This is a genomic window from Pseudomonas sp. SJZ103 (genome assembly GCF_007828335.1).
Taxonomy (GTDB): domain Bacteria; phylum Pseudomonadota; class Gammaproteobacteria; order Pseudomonadales; family Pseudomonadaceae; genus Aquipseudomonas.
This window is the reverse complement of sequence record NZ_VIUN01000008.1, coordinates 174,470-193,663: the sequence shown is the minus strand read 5'-3', so window position 1 is coordinate 193,663 and position 19,194 is coordinate 174,470. Positions and strand designations below refer to the sequence as shown.

At 60.0% G+C, this 19,194-nt stretch carries 21 protein-coding genes and 2 pseudogenes; 20 read left to right on the top strand and 3 right to left on the bottom strand.

The window, feature by feature from the left end; genetic code table 11:
• Positions 1–128: 128 nt before the first annotated feature.
• From iolE to FBY10_RS18685, 12 genes are all read left to right on the top strand, one after another.
• Positions 129–1,022, top strand: coding sequence for a myo-inosose-2 dehydratase (gene iolE, locus FBY10_RS18735; RefSeq protein WP_131700209.1), 894 nt, complete (start codon positions 129–131; stop codon positions 1,020–1,022).
• Positions 1,019–1,807 (top strand): 5-deoxy-glucuronate isomerase, encoded by a 789-nt coding sequence (gene iolB / locus FBY10_RS18730; RefSeq protein WP_131700210.1) that lies wholly within the window; start codon positions 1,019–1,021, stop codon positions 1,805–1,807. The genes iolE and iolB overlap by 4 nt, the downstream gene beginning before the upstream one ends.
• A 26-nt stretch (positions 1,808–1,833) precedes the next feature.
• Positions 1,834–2,649 (top strand): TIM barrel protein, encoded by an 816-nt coding sequence (locus FBY10_RS18725; RefSeq protein WP_145337258.1) that lies wholly within the window; start codon positions 1,834–1,836, stop codon positions 2,647–2,649.
• A gap of 10 nt (positions 2,650–2,659) precedes the next feature.
• Positions 2,660–4,591, top strand: a complete 1,932-nt coding sequence (gene iolD, locus FBY10_RS18720) for a 3D-(3,5/4)-trihydroxycyclohexane-1,2-dione acylhydrolase (decyclizing) (protein ID WP_145337259.1) — start codon at positions 2,660–2,662, stop codon at positions 4,589–4,591.
• Positions 4,592–4,610: 19 nt separating this feature from the next.
• Entirely contained in the window at positions 4,611–5,621 is a 1,011-nt protein-coding gene (locus tag FBY10_RS18715; protein WP_145337260.1) for a Gfo/Idh/MocA family protein, read from the top strand.
• A 149-nt stretch (positions 5,622–5,770) separates the two neighbouring features.
• Entirely contained in the window at positions 5,771–6,799 is a 1,029-nt protein-coding gene (locus FBY10_RS18710; RefSeq protein WP_145337261.1) for a Gfo/Idh/MocA family oxidoreductase, read from the top strand.
• Positions 6,800–6,926: 127 nt separating this feature from the next.
• On the top strand, positions 6,927–7,103 hold the full coding sequence (locus FBY10_RS31530) for a hypothetical protein (protein ID WP_167655448.1): 177 nt from the start codon (positions 6,927–6,929) through the stop codon (positions 7,101–7,103).
• Positions 7,104–7,151: 48 nt separating this feature from the next.
• The gene (locus tag FBY10_RS18705; protein ID WP_131700623.1) at positions 7,152–8,087 is read left to right on the top strand and encodes a sugar ABC transporter substrate-binding protein; all 936 of its coding nucleotides are present in this window, start codon (positions 7,152–7,154) and stop codon (positions 8,085–8,087) included.
• Between the two features lie 65 nt (positions 8,088–8,152).
• A complete protein-coding gene (locus tag FBY10_RS18700) occupies positions 8,153–9,706 on the top strand; it encodes a sugar ABC transporter ATP-binding protein (RefSeq protein ID WP_131700624.1) in 1,554 nt (517 codons plus the stop codon).
• A 58-nt stretch (positions 9,707–9,764) separates the two neighbouring features.
• Complete coding sequence (locus FBY10_RS18695; protein WP_024076018.1) at positions 9,765–10,787, top strand: ABC transporter permease; 1,023 nt, start codon at positions 9,765–9,767, stop codon at positions 10,785–10,787.
• Positions 10,788–11,146: 359 nt separating this feature from the next.
• Positions 11,147–11,551 (top strand): TraR/DksA C4-type zinc finger protein, encoded by a 405-nt coding sequence (locus tag FBY10_RS18690; protein ID WP_003191666.1) that lies wholly within the window; start codon positions 11,147–11,149, stop codon positions 11,549–11,551.
• 97 nt (positions 11,552–11,648) lie between these two features.
• On the top strand, positions 11,649–13,331 hold the full coding sequence (locus tag FBY10_RS18685) for a methyl-accepting chemotaxis protein (protein WP_371920982.1): 1,683 nt from the start codon (positions 11,649–11,651) through the stop codon (positions 13,329–13,331).
• A gap of 107 nt (positions 13,332–13,438) precedes the next feature.
• On the opposite strand, the gene FBY10_RS18680 is transcribed toward FBY10_RS18685, so the two are convergent.
• Both FBY10_RS18680 and FBY10_RS18675 read right to left on the bottom strand, forming a co-directional pair.
• Complete coding sequence (locus FBY10_RS18680; protein ID WP_027606523.1) at positions 13,439–13,675, bottom strand: DUF2789 domain-containing protein; 237 nt, start codon at positions 13,673–13,675, stop codon at positions 13,439–13,441.
• 72 nt (positions 13,676–13,747) lie between these two features.
• Complete coding sequence (locus FBY10_RS18675; RefSeq protein ID WP_065927941.1) at positions 13,748–13,978, bottom strand: hypothetical protein; 231 nt, start codon at positions 13,976–13,978, stop codon at positions 13,748–13,750.
• 792 nt (positions 13,979–14,770) lie between these two features.
• Here FBY10_RS18675 and FBY10_RS18665 point away from each other — a divergent pair.
• Complete coding sequence (locus FBY10_RS18665; RefSeq protein WP_177409513.1) at positions 14,771–15,220, top strand: hypothetical protein; 450 nt, start codon at positions 14,771–14,773, stop codon at positions 15,218–15,220.
• A gap of 133 nt (positions 15,221–15,353) precedes the next feature.
• Entirely contained in the window at positions 15,354–16,370 is a 1,017-nt protein-coding gene (locus tag FBY10_RS18660) for an ABC transporter substrate-binding protein (RefSeq protein WP_131700627.1), read from the top strand.
• Between the two features lie 113 nt (positions 16,371–16,483).
• Here FBY10_RS18660 and FBY10_RS31805 read toward each other — a convergent pair.
• Positions 16,484–16,585, bottom strand: a pseudogene (locus tag FBY10_RS31805) (DUF2946 domain-containing protein); the annotation flags it as partial.
• 92 nt (positions 16,586–16,677) lie between these two features.
• Between FBY10_RS31805 and FBY10_RS18650 the strand changes: the two are divergent.
• The 6 genes and pseudogenes from FBY10_RS18650 to FBY10_RS18625 all read left to right on the top strand — a co-directional run bounded on the left by FBY10_RS18650 (position 16,678) and on the right by FBY10_RS18625 (position 19,135).
• Positions 16,678–17,115, top strand: a complete 438-nt coding sequence (locus tag FBY10_RS18650) for a DUF3995 domain-containing protein (RefSeq protein ID WP_131700628.1) — start codon at positions 16,678–16,680, stop codon at positions 17,113–17,115.
• 218 nt (positions 17,116–17,333) lie between these two features.
• Positions 17,334–17,675, top strand: a pseudogene (locus tag FBY10_RS18645) (TonB-dependent siderophore receptor); the annotation flags it as partial.
• Positions 17,676–17,698: 23 nt separating this feature from the next.
• The gene (locus FBY10_RS18640) at positions 17,699–17,992 is read left to right on the top strand and encodes a hypothetical protein (protein WP_256663520.1); all 294 of its coding nucleotides are present in this window, start codon (positions 17,699–17,701) and stop codon (positions 17,990–17,992) included.
• A gap of 12 nt (positions 17,993–18,004) precedes the next feature.
• On the top strand, positions 18,005–18,334 hold the full coding sequence (locus FBY10_RS18635) for a hypothetical protein (RefSeq protein WP_026136677.1): 330 nt from the start codon (positions 18,005–18,007) through the stop codon (positions 18,332–18,334).
• A gap of 89 nt (positions 18,335–18,423) precedes the next feature.
• Positions 18,424–18,870, top strand: a complete 447-nt coding sequence (locus tag FBY10_RS18630) for a GNAT family N-acetyltransferase (RefSeq protein WP_145337263.1) — start codon at positions 18,424–18,426, stop codon at positions 18,868–18,870.
• A gap of 4 nt (positions 18,871–18,874) precedes the next feature.
• On the top strand, positions 18,875–19,135 hold the full coding sequence (locus FBY10_RS18625) for a hypothetical protein (RefSeq protein ID WP_131700630.1): 261 nt from the start codon (positions 18,875–18,877) through the stop codon (positions 19,133–19,135).
• Positions 19,136–19,194 lie beyond the last annotated feature (59 nt).

Genomic DNA, 19,194 nt, shown 5'->3' with positions numbered 1-19,194 from the left:
GATTCGACTTGCCCCCGATGGCTGAGTGTCAGACAACACTTCTGTAACTGAACTACCGCTATCGGGGGCAAGCCCCCTCCCACATAAAGCAGATCTCAGTGATACCTGAAAATAATAAAGGTGCAGCCATGCCCGCAATCCGAATTGGCATCAACCCGATCTCCTGGAGCAACGACGACCTTCCGGCCCTCGGCGGTGAAACTCCGCTGAGCACCGCCCTGAGCGAAGGCAAGGAAATCGGCTACGAAGGTTTTGAACTCAATGGCAAATTCCCCAAGGACGCCAAGGGCGTCGGCGACGTCCTGCGCCCCTATGACCTGGCGCTGGTTTCCGGCTGGTACTCCAGCCGCCTGGCCCGTCGCTCGGTGGCTGAAGAAATCGAGGCCATCGCCGGCCACGTCGAACTGTTGAAACAAAACGGCGCCACGGTGTTGGTGTACGGCGAAGTGGCCGATTCAATCCAGGGCTCGCGCATTCGCCTGATCGAACGCCCGCGTTTCCACAGTGAACAGGCCTGGCAGGACTACGCCGACAAACTCACCGAGCTGGCGCGTTTCACCCTGTCCCAGGGCGTGCGCCTGGCGTACCACCACCATATGGGCGCGTACGTCGAATCCCCGCAGGACATCGACGAGTTGATGCGCCGTACCGGGCCGGAAGTCGGCCTGCTGTTCGATTCGGGCCACTGCTACATGGGCGGCGGCGAACCCATCGAGGTGCTGCGCACGCATATCGACCGCGTCTGCCATGTGCATTTCAAGGACGTGCGCAAAGCCGTGGTGCAACTGGCGCGCAACCAGATGTGGAGCTTCCCCGATTGCATCGTTAACGGCACTTTCACCGTGCCTGGTGACGGCGATATCGATTTTGCCGAGTTACTCGATGTGCTGCTGGCCGCGAAATACGCGGGCTGGCTGGTGGTGGAAGCCGAGCAGGATCCGGCCGTGGCGCCCAGCTATGTCTATGCAAAAAAGGGTTATGACACGTTGCGTGCGCTTCTCAACGAGAGGACCAAACCATGAGCTTGCTGGTAAAGAGCAGTAAACGCGGGCAAACCATGGTCGCCCTGGAAGAGGGCCGCCTGGAATACGTAGGCTTTGCCGCCTACCGCCTGAGCCTTGGCGAAACATTGCCGGTGACTGCCGGCGATAAAGAGCTGTGCCTGGTGCTGCTCAGCGGCCGGGTGACTATCGAAGGTGAGGGCTTCAACTGGCAGAACCTCGGTGATCGCCAGTCGGTGTTCGAGGACAAGTCGCCGTTCGCCGCCTATCTGCCGCCGGGTACCGATGCCCAGGTCACCGCGTTGAGCGACGTACAGATTGCCGTGTGCGCGGCGCCCGGTGCGCCGGGTTTCGAACCACGCCTGATTCGCCCCGAGCACTGCAAGCGCAGCGTACGCGGCAAAGGCGCCAACACCCGCTACGTGTGCGACATCCTGCCGGACACCGATCCGGCCCATTCGCTGCTGGTGGTGGAAGTGCGCACACCATCCGGGCATTCGTCGAGCTACCCGCCGCACAAGCACGACACCGACGACCTGCCGCACCAGAGCTTTCTTGAAGAGACCTACTACCACCAGATCAACCCGCCCCAGGGCTTTGTGTTCCAGCGCGTGTATACCGACGACCGCAGCATCGACCAGGCCATGGCCGTGGAAAACAGCGACCTGGTGGTGGTGCCAAAGGGGTATCACCCGGTCAGCGTGCCGTATGGCTACGAGTCTTACTACCTGAACGTGATGGCCGGCCCAAAGCGTGCCTGGCATTTCCACAACGACCCGCAGCACAGCTGGCTGCTGGACCTGTAAACGGTGTTGGACGGAGAACAACAACAATGAAGTCGCCTCTACGCTTTGCCCTTAACCGTATGGTCGCGCCCAACCTGTCCCTGCCGGATTTCATCCAACTGGCCGTGGCCTTGAAATGCGATGCCATCGAGATTCGCAACGACCTCAAGGATCGTCAGATCGAATACGGCACCCCGGCCAGCCGCGTGCGTGAATTGTGCGCCGCCCAGGGCATCACGGTGCTGTCGATCAACGCGCTGTACCCCTTCGATGTGTGGAACGACGAGCGCCGCGCCCAGGCGATAGCGCTCGCCAGCTATGCCCGCGAATGCGGTGCGCAAGGCTTGGTTATGTGCCCGTTCAATGAACCCGGCGACACCCGCAACGAAGCCCAGCGCGCCGCCGGTTTGCGCACCGCGTTGAGCGAGCTGGCGCCGATCCTGCGCGAGTACGGGATTCTCGGGTTTATCGAGCCCCTGGGCTTCGAAGAGTGCGCCATGCGCCGCAAGCGCGTCGCGGTGAACGCGATCCAGTCCATCGGCGGCCTGGATGTGTTCCGCCTGGTACACGACACCTTCCATCACCACCTGGCCAGCGAGCATGAGTTCTTCCCGGAACTGACCGGGCTGGTGCATATCTCCGGCGTGGAAGATGTCCAGGCGCCGCTCAATTCGATCCGCGACGGCCACCGCGTGCTGGTGGGCGAGGGCGATATCCTCGGCAATGCCGCGCAGATCGACACCTTGCTCAGCAGCGGTTACAGCGGCTACCTGTCGTTCGAACCGTTTGCGACAAGCGTGCACGAGCTGGCGGATATCCAGCAGGCCTTGGGGGCAAGCATCGCCCACCTGCAGAAACGATAAGGGGCGCGACATGACCACTACCCGATTGACCATGGCCCAGGCCCTGGTGAAGTTTTTGGATAACCAGTACATCGAAGTCGATGGCGTGCAGAGCAAGTTCGTCGCCGGCGTGTTCACCATTTTCGGCCACGGCAATGTGCTGGGTCTGGGCCAGGCCCTGGAACAGGACAGCGGCGACCTCGTGGTGCATCAGGGCCGTAACGAGCAGGGCATGGCCCATGCCGCCATCGGTTTTGCCAAGCAGCACCTGCGCCGCAAGATCTACGCCTGCACCGCCTCCGTCGGCCCAGGTGCTGCGAATATGCTCACCGCGGCGGCGACCGCCACCGCCAACCGTATCCCGTTGCTGTTGCTGCCCGGCGATGTCTACGCCAGCCGCCAGCCCGACCCTGTGCTGCAACAGATCGAGCAGTTCCACGACCTGAGCATCAGCACCAACGATGCCTTCCGTTCCGTGAGCAAATACTGGGACCGTATCAACCGCCCTGAGCAGCTGATGACGGCGGCGATTCACGCCATGCGCGTGCTCACCGACCCTGCCGAAACCGGCGCGGTGACTCTGGCGCTGCCACAGGATGTGCAGGGCGAGGCTTGGGATTACCCGGACTATTTCCTGCAAAAACGTGTGCACCGTATCGACCGCCGCCCGGCCACCGCCGCGATGATCGGCGATGCGTTGGCGGCTTTCCGAGGCAAGCGCAAACCGCTGATCATCTGCGGTGGTGGCGTGAAGTACTCCGGTGCGAATGCCGCGCTGCAAGCCTTTGCCGAGCGTTTTGATATTCCCTTTGCCGAAACCCAGGCAGGCAAGAGTGCCGTGGTCTCCAGCCATCCACTGAATGTGGGCGGCATCGGTGAAACCGGCTGCCTGGCCGCCAACCTGCTGGCGCCCGAGGCCGACCTGATCATTGGCATCGGTACCCGCTATACCGACTTCACTACCTCGTCGAAATCGCTGTTCAAGCATGCCGAGGTGAAGTTTCTCAACCTCAATATCAGCCCCTGCGATGCCTTGAAACTCGACGGCGTGCAGGTACTGGCCGACGCCAGGGTCGCCCTCGACGCGTTGGCCGATGCCCTCGGTGATTACCGTTCCGGCTGGGGCGAGCAGATCGCCGACGCCAAGGCGCAACTGGACGCCGAAGTGGACCGTGTCCATCAGGTCGAATACCACGGCGATGATTTTGTGCCGGAAGTCGACGACCACCTCGACCGCGCCGTGCTGCGTGAATTTATCGAACTGACCGGTTCGTGCCTGACCCAGAGCCGGGTGCTCGGCGTGCTCAACGAGCGCCTGGCCGACGACGCGATCATCGTCGCTGCGGCCGGCAGCCTGCCCGGCGACTTGCAGCGTGCCTGGCGCAGCAAGGGCGTCAACACCTACCACGTCGAGTACGGCTATTCGTGCATGGGCTATGAGATCAACGCCGCCCTCGGCGTGAAGCTCGCCGAGCCGACCAAGGAGGTCTATGCCCTGGTCGGCGATGGTTCCTACATGATGCTGCACTCGGAGCTGGCCACCTCGATCCAGGAGCGCCGCAAGATCAACGTGGTGCTGCTCGACAACATGGCCTTCGGCTGCATCAACAATTTGCAGATCGGCAATGGCATGGACAGCTTCGGCACCGAGTTCCGTTACCGCAACCCCGAGAGCGGCAAGCTCGACGGTGGCCTGGTGCCGGTGGATTTCGCCATGAGCGCCGCGGCTTACGGCTGCAAGACCTACAAGGTCAGCAGTGTGGAACAACTCGAGGCGGCCCTGGCCGATGCGCGCACGCAAAGCGTCTCGACCCTGATCGACATCAAGGTCCTGCCCAAGACCATGGTCCACGGCTACCTCTCGTGGTGGCGGGTGGGGGTGGCGCAGGTGTCCACCAGCGAGCGCACCAACGCCGCCGCGAAAAAACTCAATGAACACCTGGCCAAGGCCCGGCAGTACTAATAACAAGAGGAGCGTTTGTATGTCTTTGAAGCTTGGTGTAATCGGTACCGGCGCCATCGGCCGCGATCATATTCGTCGTTGCAGCCAGACCCTGCTCAACAGCCAGGTGGTGGCCGTAACCGACATCAACCTTGAGCAGGCCGCCAAGGTGGTCGCGGAGTTGAAGCTGGACGCCGAGGTGTACCCGGACGGCCGTGCGCTGATCAATTCGCCGCAGGTCGAGGCGATTCTGGTCACGTCCTGGGGCCCGAGCCACGAGGAATTCGTGCTCGCCGCCATCGCCGCCGGCAAACCGGTGTTCTGTGAGAAGCCTCTGGCGGTGACGGCCGAAGGCTGCCGCAAGATCGTCGACGCCGAAGTGGCCTACGGCAAGCGCCTGGTGCAAGTCGGCTTTATGCGCCCGTATGACGAAGGATATCGCGCCCTCAAGGCGGTGATCGACAGCGGCCAGATCGGTGAGCCGTTGATGCTGCACTGCGCGCACCGCAACCCGACGGTGGGCGAGAACTACAAGACCGACATGGCGATCACCGACACCCTGATCCACGAGCTGGATGTCCTGCGCTGGCTGCTCAACGACGACTACGTGTCGGTGCAGGTGGTGTTCCCGCGCAAGACCAGCAAGGCCCTGGCCCATCTGCGTGACCCGCAGATCGTGCTGCTGGAAACCGCCAAGGGCACCCGTATCGATGTGGAAGTGTTTGTGAACTGCCAGTACGGCTACGACATCCAGTGCGAAGTGGTGGGGGAGACCGGCATCGCCAAATTGCCGGAACCGTCCCAGGTGCAGTTGCGCAGTGGGGCCAAGCTGTCGAATGCGATCCTGATGGATTGGAAGGATCGGTTTATCGGCGCCTATGACGTGGAGTTGCAGGCTTTCATTGATAGCGTGCGCGCCGGGCAGGTCGGTGGGCCGTCGGCGTGGGATGGGTTTGCGGCGGCGGTGGCGGCGGATGCGTGTATTGAAGCGCAGGGCAGTGAGCAGATTGTGAAGGTGGGCTTGCCGGATCGTCCGCACTTCTACGGCTAAATCACTGAAGGAACTCTGTTAAAAATGTGGGAGGGGGCTTGCCCCCGATGGCAGTGTGTCAGTCAACCAGTTGTTATCTGACCCACCGCTATCGGGGGCAAGCCCCCTCCCACAGTTGATTGGTTTCCAATTCAATTCAGGAGTTGATCATGCGAATCGGACTTGTCGGCTATGGCCACGGAGGGCGCTTCTTTCATGCGCCGCTGATTGCAACCCTGCCCGGCGCAACATTTGTCGGTGTCGTCACCCGATCACCCGAACGTCGCCAGCAACTGGCAACCGACCACCCCGGCGTCCAGGCCTTTGACAGCATCGGCCAGATCGTCGAAGCCGGTGTCGATGCCCTGGTCATTTCCACCACCCTCAAGGGCCGCCCGGCGCTGGTGCTGGAAGCCATCGAACACGGTGTGGCGGTGGTGAGCGACAAACCCTTTGCCGCCAACGCCGAACAGGCCCAGGCGCTGATCACTGCCGCCGAGCGTCATGAGGTGTTACTCAGCGTCTACCAGAACCGGCGCTGGGACTCGGACTACCTGACCCTGCGCAAATTGATCGACGCTGGTGCCTTGGGTGAGATCACCCGCTTTGAATCCCGCGTCGAGCGCTACAGCCCGCAAGCCGTGGGCAATGCCAGCGGCGGCGGCTGGTTGCGGGACCTGGGCAGCCACCTGGTGGACCAGGCGCTGCAGCTGTTCGGCCCGGTGGACCGGGTCTTTGCGCAGTTACAGTTCACCCCTGAATACCCGAACCTCGACCATGGTTTCTTCGTCTCCCTGACCCATGCCAACGGGGTGGTTTCCCATTTGTGGGGCAACGCCCTGCAGAACAGCCAGGCTCCGCGTTTTCGCGTCAGTGGCACCTTGGGTTGCTACACCGTGGACGGGCTGGATGGCCAGGAAGAAGCGCTGATGGCCGGCAAGTCGCCGAAAACCGAAGGTGAACACTGGGGTGCAGAAGAACATCGCCGCTGGGGCTGGTTCGAACAGGGGCCGGAGCGTGAGCGAGTGCCGTCGGAGAAGGGCTGCTGGACCCAGTTCTATCGCCAGTTGCAAGCGGCGGTGCAAGGGCAGGGCCCGTTGCCCGTGGATGCGTATGACGCGCTGGAAACCACCCGTATATTGGACGCTGCACGCCTCAGCGCCGAGCGCCAGCAGGTGGTTTCAACAAAAATAGAATAAAATTCTAAAACAGGTTGATATGGAAATTATTTTCCAATAAAGTCTTTTCCAGGTTGCATAAAGTACGTTCGGACTCGATTCGGGCGACTCAACAAAAACAAGATCAAAAACAACCAGGTACCGTCAGATGAAAATCTTCAACGCTGTACTGCGAGTTTTACGCCCTGCCCACACGCCCCGCGGCCTGCCGCGCGCCCGGCCGTTCTACTTCTCCTTCCTTAATATGCTGTGCGTCGAAAACCAAGGCGCGCTGGTCTGCTGCATTCCAGGCGCACCGGTCGTACGACTGCCCGCCGAGCTCTGATAAACGCAACGTCCAAAAAACCAACAAGAAAGTGGAGACAGACCGTTCATGAAGACCCCGATCCGTTTTACCGCGCTGGCTTTATCCATGATGCTGGCCAGCGGTTTTGCCAGCGCTGCCGACATCAAGGTCGGCGTGAGCATGTCCGCGTTCGATGACACCTTCCTCACTTACCTGCGCGAAGACATGGACAAGCAGGCCAAGTCCTATCCCAAGGGCGACGGCGTGCAGCTGCAGTTCGAAGACGCCCGCGCCGATGTGGTCAAGCAACTGAGCCAGGTCGAGAACTTTATCAGCCAGAACGTCGACGCCATCATCGTCAACCCGGTCGACACTGCTTCCACCAAGAACATCATCAATGCCGCGACCAAGGCGGGCATCCCGCTGGTGTTCGTCAACCGCCGTCCCGACCAGAAGGACTTGCCCAAGGACGTCGTGGCCGTGACCTCCGATGACGTCGAGGCCGGCAAACTGCAAATGCAGTACATCGCTGAGAAACTCGGCGGCAAGGGCAAGATCGTGATCCTGCTGGGCGACCTGGCGAACAACTCCACCACTAACCGCACCAAGGGCGTGAAGGAAGTGTTGGCCAAGTACCCGGACATCAAGATCGAACAGGAACAGACCGGTATCTGGCTGCGGGACAAGGGCATGACCCTGGTCAACGATTGGCTGACCCAAGGCCGCGAGTTCAATGCGGTGTTGGCCAACAACGATGAGATGGCGATCGGCGCGTCCATGGCACTGAAATCGGCCGGCAAGGAAAAGGGTAGTGTGCTGATCGCGGGGGTCGACGGTACGCCGGATGGCTTGAATGCGATCACCAAGGGTGACATGGCCGCCTCCGCGTTCCAGGATGCCAAGGGCCAGGCAGTGGGCTCGGTGGAAGCGGCGCGCAAGATGGCCAGGAACGAGCCGGTCGAGCAGAACGTGATCATCCCGTTCCAGCTGATCACCCCGGAAAACGTCGCCAAGTTCAAGTAGCCCTGACATAACAACAATGAACCGGCAGGGCGGTCGTGCACGCCCTGCTGATGGAGTACCGTCTTATGCTCGCTCAAGCCGCTGTCTCGCAGACTCCCGGTATCCAGCCGTTGCCGCTGGACGAACCTTACCTGTTGGAAATCGTCAACATCAGCAAAGGCTTTCCCGGCGTCGTGGCCCTGGCCGATGTACAACTGCGTGTGCGCCCCGGCACGGTGCTGGCACTGATGGGCGAGAACGGTGCGGGCAAGTCGACCTTGATGAAAATCATCGCCGGCATCTACCAGCCCGACGCCGGTGAAATCCGCCTGCGCGGCAAGCCCATCGTGTTTGACACGCCGCTCGCGGCGCAGAAGGCCGGGATCGCGATGATCCACCAGGAACTCAACCTGATGCCGCACATGAGCATCGCCGAGAATATCTGGATCGGCCGCGAGCAGCTCAACAGCCTGCACATGGTCAACCACCGCGAAATGCACCGCTGCACCGCCGAGTTGCTGGCGCGCCTGCGCATCAACCTGGACCCCGAGGAACACGTGGGCAACCTGAGCATCGCCGAACGGCAGATGGTCGAGATTGCCAAGGCCGTGTCCTACGACTCCGACATCCTGATCATGGATGAACCGACTTCGGCCATTACCGACAAGGAAGTGGCCCACCTGTTTTCGATCATTGCCGACCTCAAGGCCCAGGGCAAAGGCATCGTCTACATCACGCACAAAATGAACGAAGTGTTCGCCATTGCCGATGAAGTGGCGGTGTTCCGCGACGGCCAGTACATCGGCCTGCAACGCGCCGACAGCATGAACAGCGACAGCCTGATCTCGATGATGGTGGGGCGTGAGCTGAGCCAGTTGTTCCCGGTGCGCGAGACGCCCATCGGCGAACTGCTGCTGTCGGTGCGCGACCTGCGCCTGGACGGGGTGTTCCAGGGCGTGTCGTTCGACCTGCATGCCGGTGAGATCCTCGGCATCGCCGGCTTGATGGGCTCGGGGCGCACCAATGTGGCGGAAACCATTTTCGGCATCACCCCCAGCAGCGGTGGGCAGATCACCCTGGATGGCGAGGCGGTGCGCATCAGCGACCCGCACATGGCCATCGAAAAAGGCTTTGCGCTGTTGACCGAGGACCGCAAGCTCAGTGGCCTGTTCCCCTGCCTGTCGGTGCTGGAAAACATGGAAATGGCCGTGCTGCCGCACTATTCGGGCAACGGTTTTATCCAGCAGAAAGCCCTGCGCGCCCTGTGCGAGGACATGTGCAAGAAACTGCGGGTGAAGACGCCGTCCCTGGAGCAGTGCATCGACACCTTGTCCGGCGGCAACCAGCAGAAAGCCTTGCTGGCGCGCTGGCTGATGACCAACCCACGCTTGCTGATCCTCGATGAGCCGACCCGGGGTATCGACGTGGGGGCCAAGGCCGAGATCTATCGCTTGATCTCCTTCCTCGCCGGCGAAGGCATGGCGGTGATCATGATTTCCTCCGAGCTGCCTGAAGTGCTGGGCATGAGCGACCGGGTGATGGTGATGCACGAAGGCGAACTGATGGGCACCTTGGACCGTGCGGATGCGACCCAGGAAAAAGTCATGCAGCTGGCCTCCGGTATGACCGCGGTCCACTGACGAACAGCCGCGCGGGCCTGCGGTTGGTCCGTGCCATAGAATAAGAAGGTGATTGGCTATGAACGCAATAACAGACAACAAGCCTGCCACGGCACCGGTCAAGCATCGTCGGCGCTTGCCCACCGAGCTGAGCATCTTCCTGGTGCTGATCGGCATCGGCCTGGTGTTTGAGCTGTTTGGCTGGATCGTGCGGGACCAGAGCTTCCTGATGAACTCCCAGCGCCTGGTGCTGATGATCCTGCAAGTGTCGATCATCGGCCTGCTGGCGATCGGGGTGACCCAGGTGATCATCACCACGGGGATTGACCTGTCGTCGGGTTCGGTGTTGGCGCTGTCGGCGATGATCGCCGCCAGTTTGGCGCAAACCTCCGACTTTTCCCGGGCGGTGTTTCCTTCGCTGACGGACTTGCCGGTGTGGATTCCGGTGGCGATGGGGTTGGGTGTGGGGCTGCTGGCGGGGGCGATCAACGGCAGCATTATCGCCGTCACGGGTATTCCGCCGTTTATCGCCACCCTGGGCATGATGGTCTCGGCCCGTGGCCTGGCGCGCTACTACACCGAAGGCCAGCCGGTGAGCATGCTCTCGGATTCGTACACGGCTATCGGCCATGGCGCGATGCCGGTGATCATCTTCCTGGTGGTGGCGGTGATTTTCCATATCGCTCTGCGCTACACCAAGTACGGCAAGTACACTTACGCCATCGGCGGCAATATGCAGGCGGCGCGGACGTCGGGGATCAACGTCAAGCGGCACCTGATCATCGTCTACAGCATTGCCGGCCTCCTGGCAGGTCTGGCGGGTGTGGTGGCCTCGGCACGCGCTGCCACCGGCCAGGCGGGCATGGGCATGTCGTATGAGCTGGATGCGATTGCCGCCGCGGTGATCGGTGGCACCAGCCTGGCGGGCGGGGTAGGGCGTATCACCGGCACTGTGATCGGCGCGCTGATCCTCGGGGTGATGGCCAGCGGGTTCACCTTTGTCGGCGTGGATGCGTATATCCAGGACATCATCAAGGGCCTGATCATCGTGGTGGCGGTGGTGATCGACCAATATCGCAACAAGCGCAAGCTTAAACGCTGACGCAGTACAAAATGTGGGAGGGGGGAAGTCGAATCGTCGCACCGCCCCTCCCACATTTAATCATCAACAGTCTGTTTCAACCGTTTGTCTTCTATATAGCTCCACAACACTGAATTTCTTGCTATAAACGCACTCCGATGACCATTCGCCAAGCCCGTCCTGGTGCCTTTGGGGGTTATATCGGTAAAAATGCCTGTCATTTCAGTTGCTGTGCCCTCAAGTCGGCCTTAGACTGCCGCCCCTCGTAAATTGAGTGCCGGGTGGCGCTTGGAATGGATGGCGCCTTTCCGAGACCTGCAGAGGTCGACCGGAACGCTCCCTTATTCGCCTTAATGCACGTATTTTTTATAGAGAAATCAATGACAAAGGAAAAGTTGCTGGCCATGCCGGCGGATGACTACATGAATGCCGAACAGCACGCTTTTTTCGAGAAGTTGCTGCAAGACATGAAGGTGGAGCACCACGAGCGCATTGAGCAGAACCGCATCGCCATTGAAAGCCTGGACACCCCGGCCGACCCGGCCGACGCCGCTTCCGTTGAAGAAGAGCGCACCTGGCTGGTCAACGCCATCGACCGCGATCAGCGCATGCTGCCGCAGCTTGAGCGTGCACTGGAACGCATCAAGGAAGACTCCTTCGGCTGGTGCGATGACAGCGGTGAACCTATTGGCCTCAAGCGCCTGCTGATCAGTCCTACCACCAAATACTGCATCGAAGCGCAAGAGCGTCACGAGCAGATCGACAAGCACCAGCGCCAAGCCTGATGCGCTGAAGCTGGGGGATCGCCTGCGCGGTCCCCCGGAGAAAGACCCGTTACGCCCTCGTCTATTGATCTGCTGCAAGCTACCCCACTAAAGGCCCATGGATAATGGCTCGATAGTGGCGTTTAATGCAGGGACAATAATGACAAGCGGTGGGGTGACGAAGATGGCTGGAGACGGATCTCTGATGGGCGCAGCAGTGCTACCGCAACCGGTGGTGCGTGGGTTGCCCGGCTGGTTGATGCCGCTCTTGCAGAGCGCCGCAATGGTGCTGGTACTGCTGGGCCTGGGGTTTGCCAGCCTGCCGATATATCTCTGCCTGCCCATTGCCTTGCTGGTGATCTGGCTGCCAAGCCTTATGAACCGCACATCCCGCACGGCACCGCCCGACACTACCGATGCTATTGGCGAGCTGACCCGTGATCTGTCCTATACCACCAGCCATAACGCACTTTCCGCTGCCGGCGTAGCCTACTCGGTCAAGCAACTGGCGGCTCGTGTGCAATCGCAATTGGGCGCGGCCAAGCAGATCGTCAGCAGTGCCGAGGTGATGATCAGTACCGAAAAGGTCACCTCTCAACTCAGTCGCGAGGCCCTGCAGGCGGCCAGCCAGGCCCATCAACGCAGCACTGAAGGCCGTGAAGTGCTGGCCCAGTCGATCATTCGTATGCATCAACTCAGCCAGCGCGCCAATGCCAGTCGAGAGTTGATTGAAGCCCTGAGCCAACGCAGTGAAGAAATCCAGCGGGTGACCTTGGTGATTCAGTCCATCGCCAGCCAGACCAACCTGCTGGCGCTCAACGCCGCGATTGAAGCGGCGCGGGCCGGTGAACACGGTCGCGGGTTCGCCGTGGTGGCGGATGAAGTGCGTGGGCTGGCTGGCCGCACTGCCACGGCCACCGATGAAGTCGGGGTGATGGTGGCGGATATCCAGCAACGCACTGCCCAGGTGGTTGAGCAGATTCGCCAGCTCTCGGCAGACTTGCACACCGGTGTAGAGCAGGTGGAGCACGCCGGCGAGCACCTGGAGAACATTGCCGGCCTGGCGGCGGGTGTGGAAGGCCAGGTCAATGAAATCGCCCAGGGCACCGACGACAACCGCGTTCAACTCGACAGCCTCTTCCACGCCGTGGAGCAAATGCGCAGCGACCTTATCGTCAGCGACCAGCAAACCCGCCAGTTGGCCGAGGCCGCTGTGCAGATGGAAGGGCAGGCCGAAACGATCAGTGAGCGCCTGGCGGAAGTCGGGCTGGACGACTATCACCAGCGCATCTACGACCTGGCGTGCGAAGGCGCGAGCCGGATTGCCGCGCAATTCGAAGCCGATGTACAGCAGAATCGCATCAGCCTGGATGATTTGTTCGACCGCAGCTACACCTTGATCCCCAGCACCAGCCCGAGCAAGTACCACAGCCGGTTCGATGGCTACACCGATCAGGTGCTGCCGGCCATCCAGGAAGCGCTGTTGCCACGCCATGAAGGCTTGGTGTTTGCCATTGCCTGCACGCCCCAGGGGTATGTGCCGACGCACAACAAGGCGTTTTCCCAGGCGCTGATCGGTGATGCCCAGGTCGACGCGGTGCAGAACCGCACCAAGCGCAAGTTCGATGACCGCACCGGGATCCGCTGCGGCAGCCACCAGCAAGCGGTGTTATTGCAGACCTACACCCGCGATACCGGCGAGTTGATGCACGACTTGTCGGTGCCGATCATGGTCCGGGGGCGGCATTGGGGTGGCTTGCGCCTGGGGTATAAGCCGGAGGGGGCGAAGGCTGTGCGCTAGGGATTGTTGCTGTCTGTGCTTCGCCAGTCGGGAAGCAGCGGGGAAATACAGGCTGCCTGGCAAGCGCTATTGCGCCCGTTGCGGTCAGGCAGCCGGCATTGGGTGGATTACTGCGGTTGATGCAGGCGCTGGTTCAGCTCATCCACCGCCATGGCCCAATCGGCGTCTTCACGCAGTTCTTCCTTGAGGAACTGAGCCTGTTGCGGCGTCCAGAAGGGCGCGTCGATCAACTTCACGTCGTCACTCAGCGGGTGCGCGACGATGAAGGCATCGATCGCTTCGGGTGTTGAGTCCAGGCCCAGTTGTTCAAATAACGTTTCGAGTGTAGGTATTGGCGCATCCATGTCAGTCTCCGTGCGGGTTTCAGGATCGTTATGCATGGGAGGCTTGTGGCGCGGTAGAGTTCGATCGGATTGTCAGGAGGTCAGTGCCCCTGAATCCACTGCAGCCTTGAGTGCCTGCGCGGATTCTTTTCCGGCGCTGGCGGCGGTATCGAGGGTCTTGAACCAACGGTCTTTTTCGACCTGGTGCGTCGTGACGGTAGTCAACGGTGGCTTGGCGCGCATCACGATCACTGCTTGAAACTCACCGTCTACTTCCCTTGCGTCGCCATGGATGAAAAATTCGCCAATATCAAATTCCGTCACGTAAGCCTTCCCTTCGAGGTAACCAACTGCACTGATGAAACCTGGCCCGTGCGGGGGCAAATTCCAATGGACAGGCCAGTATGGCAGTTGTTGAAGGGCTGCGGCGCAGTAAAGTCATCCGGGTGACGAAACGATCCCGTCGTGCAGTGAGGCTTCCAGCCGCTTGGCCAGTTCACAGGCCTCGATGTGGTCGCTGCGAAAGCCTTTGATTCTGCCACTGGTAACTTCGCGGATATGGAAGAAGTTTCTTCCGGCGGGTACAACTTGGTAAAGAACGGAATTGGGGTACCCGTTGGGAGTGCGCAAGCAGTAGTATTGTCGTTCGTCCTGACATGATGAGCGAGTGCGGGAAGACGTAGCGTCGTATGGGCGTCGTTGCATTGTCAGCTCCTGTCGATCTTGTTGACCTACCAGCAGCGTTACAGGTGGTGTTGACCCGTGTTGCTGTTTTAGTATTGTCGTCGGCAGCCCGCACCTGGTTCCGCGCCGAGATGTTTTTGTTTGTATGAGCTGTCGGAAACTGCGTTTTTAATAGTGTTATTCTCTGAAGCGGGTCGACCGGTATTCTCTGGTTATTGAACCTGTGATCTCCTGCGATGCCTGATGTCCCTGCGCTAGGCCCATCGTGCATGCCCGTCCGGGGCTTTGGGCGCAGCAACGGGGTCTTCTTCAGTTTTTCAATGAATGTGTTGTGTGATCGTGCCGAGATGGCCGTTTCTTTGTGCTGCCCGCTCTGGCGGACAGTGCTTTTTTCTATATGGGGGCGTTTCCTTGGCAGTCAGTAATCTGGATATGCACGCGTTGTTCGTGCTGGGTGATTTGCGCGCAAAGTTGGTCAAGCAGTTTCAATCCCGTTTTGTTTACATCACTGAGCAGACGCCGGAAGGCATCTACATCGCCGAAATCGATACCGAAGCGGCCATGGTGGTGGATGACAAGCCCCGTCTGGAGCTCAAAGTGGGTGACCATTTCCGTGCTGCGGTATTGCCCAGTCGCGAAGGTGGCAAGTTCGAACTCAAGTTCCGCGATATCAAGTTGACGGTGTATGGCTTGGGCGACTACGCCTTTGTGTCTTCTACCGAGGGTCAGGGCATCGTCTTCAAGGAAGGCCACAGTGTGATGCTGGTGTTTGCCGCCAATGAACAACTGCAGGAAGGCTTGACCAAAACCCTCAAGGCCGTGACCGGCAAGGCCGCCAAATGGCGCAAGGGTGAGCTGGTGACGTTCAAGGCCAGTGAATAATCGGTAAATACTGCGAACATCTCCTATCTCCCGGAACCTCTACTACAGTTGAGTTGACTTAACTATTCAGAGGCTTCGCGCATAGACAGCAAAGCCGTTCGTTGTTTGCTGCGACATCGCGAGGTGCAAGGGCATGAAAGGATTGAGAACGCTGTTGGCTGCATCGCTGACGACCCTGAGTTTATCCGTGACTTCGCTGCCAGCTTCGGCCGCGCAGGCGCCGGTGCACTTTGCCGATCTGAACTGGGAAAGCGGCAGCCTGATCACCGAAATACTGCGGGTCATCGTCGAGAAGGGCTACGACTTGCCCACCGACACCTTGCCCGGTACCACCATCACCCTGGAAACCGCCCTGGCCAAGAACGACATCCAGGTCATTGGTGAAGAGTGGGCCGGCCGCAGCCCGGTGTGGGTCAAGGCCGAGGCCGAAGGCAAGGTGGTGGGCCTGGGCGATACGGTCAAAGGCGCCACCGAGGGTTGGTGGGTGCCGGAGTATGTGGTCAAGGGCGACCCGGCCAAAGGCATCAAACCCCTGGCGCCGGACCTCAAGAGCGTGAAGGACCTGGCGCGTTACAAGGACGTGTTCAAGGACCCGGAATCCCCAGGCAAGGGGCGTTTCCTCAACAGCCCCATCGGCTGGACCTCGGAAGTGGTCAACAAACAGAAGCTCAAGGCCTACGGCCTGGATGACAGCTACGTGAACTTCCGCAGCGGTTCGGGAGCTGCACTGGATGCCGAAATCGCCTCGTCGATCCGTCGCGGCAAACCGGTGTTGTTCTATTACTGGTCACCGACGCCGTTGATGGGACGCTACAAGTTGATCCAGCTGGAAGAACCACCGTTCGATGCCGAGGCCTGGAAGACTCTGACGGATGCGGATAACCCTGATCCGAAGCCAACGCGGTCGTTGGCATCCAAGCTGAGTATTGGCGTGTCCACGCCGTTCCAGAAGGAGCATCCGCAGATTGCCAAGTTTTTCGAGAAGGTTGAGTTGCCGATTGAGCCGCTGAATAAAGCCTTGGCGACCATGAGCGAGAACCACACCGCGCCTCGGGAGATGGCCCAGGCGTTTCTCAAGGAACATCCAGAGGTGTGGAAGGCGTGGTTGACCGAGGATGTGGCGCAGAAGGTTGAGGCGAGCTTGAAGTAAGCACGAAGCTTACTTACCGAGCGGAGATCCAGAAATGTGGGAGGGGCGGTGCTTCTTCCACATTTTGTTTGCATTGCCGCTTTCGAATCTGGTTTGCACCGCCAGCTCAAGCGAACCCTCTGCGCGTGGCCGATACCGCAGGCGAACACATTGAACAGGACGCAGCAATAGAGCATCCAGGCAATGAGCGAGCGGTCGGCACGGGCGAGTTTTATGGGGCGGCACTTTACTATCAGCCGCCGACGAAATACCTGCAAAAAATCTCAGGGCGACTATCCTGTTTCGCACCTTTCAGGGAGAACCCGCCATGAGTTTTGTCATCGCACGATGGATCGTCGGCGTTTTTACTTGCATCAGCATGGTGCACCTGTATTGGGCTGCCGGCGGCAAACTCGGCAGCCTCGCCGCCATCCCCCAACTGCCCGGCGAATTCGCCAGCGGGCCTCGCCCTGCGTTCAAGCCCTCGGCGCTGGGTACCTTTCTGGTGGCGATGGGCTTGGTAGGCATTGCGCTGCTGGTGTGCCTGCGGGCCGGGCTGTACTTTTCGGCGGTATCCCATGCGGCGTTGCAATGGGGCATCAGCGCGATTGCCCTGCTGATGTTTGCCAGGGCGATTGGGGATTCGGAGTTGGTGGGGTTTTTCAAGAAGGTCGGCGGGTCACGGTTTGCGCGGTTGGATACGTGGTTTTATTCGCCGTTGTGTTTGGTGTTGGGGGTGGGGCTGTTGGTGGTGGCGTGGGGGTGAGGGGGTTACGTCCTGATCAAATAGTATTGAGTCGGGATGCAAGAAAAGAAAGTTGGCTTCACGCAACGCTCAGTAAAGTAGATAGGCATAACACTTCCCTATGTTTTCGGTCACTCGGCCAATAGTTCGAATGATTCAACTTTTCCGATATATTAGTTGTCGGAAAAATCTAATGTTAGTTGCATATAATGATTTTTGCCTTCTTAAATATAATAAGGGCGGTAGCTGATAAAAAATTAATGATCTCCATCGGCACCAAAGAACAGATGCGTGCGCAGAATGCCGAGAGCCTCAACCAGACCTGCGCTACAGTGCCGCAGTCCTCCCGGAAACCCGCGGCGCCACGGCTTCGCGTCTCGACCAATTGACCATTAAGGCGTGTATTCCTACCGGGTGGCGGGGCTTTTCGACGATGCCGATGGCCAGGTCGAACACACCGAAACCCGTCGCCAGTCGTTGTCCAGCGCGTTCACCTGGCGGCCGACGAAGGCACCTCGCTGACCTTGCTCGGGCATTTCCAGAAGGACCCCAAGGGCGCGTTCTACGGTTCGGTGCCGGCCGCTGCCAGAGCCAGGACGGCGAAGTGCAATCCCGTGGTTTTGAGCTGGCAGGCAAGGCCAGTCTCAACGACAACACGGCGGCCTATGCTTACCTGGATAACCGCATCAGCAAGTCGAATAACACCGTGCGTTATGCGCCCATCAACGATATCGGCGTAGACCCGGCCATTAACGCTGAGGGCATCACCACCTACGCGGTACCGCGCCACACTGCTTCAGCGCGACCTACCAGTGGTAATGGCACGCCGATAAGGCAATTTAATGGCCCCTTTGTAACAAAATTCTCGCCAGAATCGCTTTTATTTTCAGGTGGTTAGGTGGGGAAGCAAATGCGCACTGTTGGAATCATGCTGATCGCCTGCTCCCTGGCCGGCGGCGCGGCTGCCGTGCAGGCACGGGAGCTGCGCGAGGGTGACAAGTACATGTGCAGTTGGGGCGCCGGCACGGCCGCCAGGGCCCAGGAGCTCAAGCTGTCGGGGGTGTCGCTGTACGCTGCGCGTCAGAAGATCCAGACCATCAAGTTCAATAAATCCTGGATGCGCATGATGGCCATGGGCATCACCGAGCAGACATATGACAGTCGTTCACGGCTCAAGCCCGAAGCGATTCGCCAGAGTTTCTACCAGGATTGCGTGCGTTACAAAGTGGCACGCAAGTAAAACCCTACTCGCCGGCGCCGGCTTACAAATCCACGACAAACGCGTGTTTCCATTTGCATACAATTGCGCTCCTGATAGAGGAGGCTTGTATGCACACGGTTATTCGCCTTGCGAGGCTGGACGATATCGACGCGTTGTTTGCCATCCGCACTTCGGTGGTGCAAAACCATTTGAGTGTCGCGCAGATGGCGGACCTGGGCATTACGCCCCAGATGCTGGCCGACAGCATCCGTGAAGCACCCTGCGCGTGGGTCGCCGAAGTGAACGGTGTGCGTGCAGCCTTTGCCATGGTCGATCTGGCCGAGGGCGAGGTATTTGCGATGTTCGTATTGCCCTCTCATGAAAATCTGGGCCTGGGCCGGAAGCTGATGGCGGTGGCAGAGGCCGCATTGTTTGAACACCACGACACGCTGTTTCTGATCACAGACGGGCGCGACGAAATCCGCGCCAACGGGTTCTACCGGCGCTTGGGCTGGTCGGTGGTGGAGCGGGTCGAGGCTGACGACGTTCGCTATCAGAAGAGCAGGGGAGGGTAAGCCGATGAGCCCGGCAGAACACCCATCGCCCGCCAGCTTGCGCTTCCTCGCGGTCGGCGTGCTGCTCGTTGCGGTGGTGCTGGGGGGCTATTTCGTGCAACTCAACGCCAAGGCGGATCGCCAGCGCGAAGAAGCGGCCGAGCGTTTGGCACTTTGCCAGCAGATTGAGCGAGTCGCCAGTGTGGCCACATCCGGTGGCCTCGAACTTCGCGATACCTGCAAGCAATTGAGAGCGAACGGGTCGAAGAGTGTCATGCCGCCTTAACTAATAACCATTTTTTATAAGTGGAAATATCGACGGTAGTTGCACCAAAAAGTGGCACT